Origin of the sequence: Dactylosporangium sp. NPDC005572 (genome assembly GCF_040605515.1) — a bacterium.
Classification (GTDB): Bacteria; Actinomycetota; Actinomycetes; order Mycobacteriales; family Micromonosporaceae; genus Dactylosporangium.
Window position 1 is genome coordinate 1 of the sequence record NZ_JBEXCY010000421.1, and the last position, 2,995, is coordinate 2,995.

Consider the following 2,995-nt stretch of genomic DNA (forward strand, 5'->3'; position numbering starts at 1 on the left):
TGGAGGCGTCCTTGCCCTGGCCGTCGATCTCGGTGTCCTCGATGCGCAGGTTCGCCCGGTCGTCGGTGACGGTGACCGCCTGGACGTTGGCGACCCGGATGCGGCTGTTGCGGATCGTGACGTTGCGCGCCCGGATCTCCAGGTGGTCGGTGATGTCCTTGCCGTCGATGACCGTGCCGTCGACGGTGATGGTCATCGGGCCGGTGTACGGCGTCAGGGTCACCCTGGCGCGGGTGTCGCCCGGCAGGCCCTGCGGGTAGCCGGTGTTGTGGGCGGCCGGGAAGCCCGGGACGGTGTAGGTGGGCGGCGGTCCCGGGTCGGTCGTCGGCGGTACTGCCGGCGGGGCGGTAGTCGTCGGTGGGGCGGTGGTCGTCGGCGGGGCCGTGGTCGTCGGGACGGTCACCGGGGGCGGGTCACCGGGCCATCCCGGGTCGCCGGGCTGGGCCGGCGCGCTCGTCTGGATCGGGTTCCGGGGCTGACCCGGGTTTCCGGGGTTCCCCGGGTTCCCAGGGTTGCCCGGGTTTGCAGGGTTGCCCGGGTTGCCCGGGTTGCCCGGGTTGCCGGTCCGGCCCGGGTTGCTCGTCGCCGGCGGGGGCGGTGCCGGGGACGGGGTCGTGCCGGCCGGGCTGCTCTCGACCGGGTCCGCCGCCGCGGGCGGCCGCTCGGGCAGGCCGAACTCGCGGGGCGGCTGAGCGCAGGCGCCGAGCCCGCCGGCCACCAGGGTCGCGGCGAGCACGCCGGCGCCGGCCCGGCGCCGCCGCTGCGGGTCACGCCAGGCGTCACGCGGCTTCATGTCGACGGCCACGCTCCGGCACCGGTGCGCACGGCAACCGGCGGGAACGCTGCGGCCGGATGAACTACGACTTGCCGTTGTGGTACTGGTCGAGCCATTCGCCGAGGTCGGTCAGGTCCACCGGGCGGCGCTGCTCCTCCGGCACGAGGTCGACCAGCGTGGACATGGCGTCGAGTGCGGCCAGGATCTCGCGGCCCACCTGGTCGGCCGGGCGCATCGCGTCGACCGACACGAGCACGCCCCGCTGGGCGTACCACTCCAGCACCGGCTGGGTGACCTGCCGGTACAGCTCCAGGCGCTGGCGGATCACGTCCGCCGTGTCGTCGGAGCGGTGCTCCTGCTGGGCCCGGGCCAGCAGCCGCCGCGTGACCTCGTCGTCGTCGGCCTTCAGGTGCAGCACGACGTTGACCGTCATGCCGAGCTCCTTGGCCGTTGCGTACGCCGCCTTGGCCTGCTCGAGCGTGCGCGGGATGCCGTCGAGGACGTACCCGGTGCCGGCCGCCTTCGCCGCCGCGAGGTGCTCGCGCAGCAGCCCCAGGACGATGTCGTCGGGGACCAGGTCGCCACGGTCGAGGTGGCCCTGCACCCGTCGCCCCAGCTCCGTGCCGCGGGCGACGTGGTCGCGGAGCAGGTCGCCGATGGCGATGTGCGGGATCTTGAAGTGGCTGGCGATCAGCGCGCCCTGTGTCCCCTTGCCCGCACCAGGCGGCGCGACCAGCAGCACCCGCATCCGTCCCTCTCCCTGCTTCGCCGGCCGTCTCTGCCTGCACCAACGTATCTCGTCGCGGTCGATGTTCCAGGTTCCAGCCCTTACGGCGTTGTTTCGATCACGTTCCGCCCGCCCGGTAGCTGCCTGGAAGCTTGACGGCTCGTGGCCACTTCCCCCGGCCGCCGCCGACGTCTCCCAGGTCGATTCGCCCGTCGGCACCGACACCGTGACCGGGGCAGGGCGGTGCTCGGCAGCGTCATCGCCTGGACCGGCCCCGGCCACCGGGACGCGCCGGCCGTGCCGGGTCCGGTTCGCCGTCCTCGCCGGCCTGCTGGGCGCGGTGGTGGGCATGATCGAGGTCCCGGCGTCGGCCGGTCCGAGCTGGTCCCGGCGGCCGACGACCGGGCCTGGCCGTCGTCGGCCCGTTCGTGGCGAGCGCCCTCGCCGCGGTGATCCCGAAGTTTCTGCGCCGCCGGCTACGGCTTGCGGGCCACGCCGCAGAACTCCGAGGCCGGGGTCTCGTCGTTGCCGTCCGGGCGCCAATGCGAGACGGTGAGGACGCCCGGGGTCAGCAGTTCGAGGCCGTCGAAGTACGACTCGATCTCCCCGGGTGTCCGCACGGCCATCGGTGCGGCGCCGCCCGCGTTCCACATCTGCACCGCCCGGTCGACCGCCTCCGGGTTGACCTCGCGGGTCGGGTGGGAGATGACCAGGTAGCTGCCGGACGGGACCGCGTCGACGAGGGTCCGCACGATGCCCTGCGCCTCGGCGTCGTCGACCACGAAGTTGAGGATGCCGAGCAGCATGATCGCGACCGGCTGGCTCAGGTCGAGCGTCTCGGCCGCCGCCGCCAGGATGCGCGCCGTGTCGCGGATGTCGGCGTCGATGTAGTCGGTGGCGCCCTCGGGCCGGCTGGTCAGCAGCGCCCGCGCGTGCACCAGCACCATCGGGTCGTTGTCGACGTACACCACGCGGGACTCGGGCGCGGTGTGCTGCGCGACCTCGTGGGTGTTGTCCGCGGTCGGCAGCCCGGTGCCGATGTCGAGGAACTGGCGGACCTTCGCCTCACCGGCGAGGTGCCGCACGGCGCGCCCGAGGAACTGGCGGTTGAACCGGGCCGACTGCACCAGCTCGGGCATGAAGGCGAGGACCTGCTCGGCTGCCTCCCGGTCGGCGGCGAAGTTGTCCTTGCCCCCGAGCAGGTAGTTCCACAGGCGGGCGGAGTGGGCAACGGTGGTGTCGAGCTTCGCGATCTCGTCGTCGGCGACCATGTCCGTCCTTGGACCGTTTGGGGGGCGTTCGCGGGGTGACGCGCACAGCATAGGCCGTCAATGCCCCGCCCGGTGCGCCGCCCGTCCCGTGGACGTGTCAAACCGTGACCCGGCCGCGGGGGGGGGGCGGCCGGGGGCGGGGGGGGGGGGGGCGACCGGGCCCGGGTGAGGGCGGGGCTCAGGGGGGCCGTCGTGGTGTGGCCGGGCATCTGCCAGAGCGTG

At 73.9% G+C, this 2,995-nt stretch carries 2 protein-coding genes and 1 pseudogene; all 3 read right to left on the minus strand.

What is annotated here, in order from left to right:
• A pseudogene (locus ABZS66_RS61165) lies at window positions 1-793 on the minus strand (hypothetical protein); the annotation flags it as partial.
• Window positions 794-857: 64 nt separating this feature from the next.
• The gene (locus ABZS66_RS61170; protein WP_354774122.1) at window positions 858-1,523 is read right to left on the minus strand and encodes an adenylate kinase; all 666 of its coding nucleotides are present in this window, start codon (window positions 1,521-1,523) and stop codon (window positions 858-860) included.
• Between the two features lie 455 nt (window positions 1,524-1,978).
• Window positions 1,979-2,773: an SAM-dependent methyltransferase gene (locus ABZS66_RS61175; protein WP_354774124.1), complete on the minus strand. Its 795-nt coding sequence runs from the start codon at window positions 2,771-2,773 to the stop codon at window positions 1,979-1,981.
• Between the last annotated feature and the right edge of the window lie 222 nt (window positions 2,774-2,995).

Bases quoted from the DNA above. Each gene is read 5' to 3' on its own strand.
- ABZS66_RS61170 (WP_354774122.1), bottom strand. From the start codon at position 1,523: ATGCGGGTGCTGCTGGTCGCGCCGCCTGGTGCGGGCAAGGGGACACAG.
- ABZS66_RS61175 (WP_354774124.1), bottom strand. From the start codon at position 2,773: ATGGTCGCCGACGACGAGATCGCGAAGCTCGACACCACCGTTGCCCAC.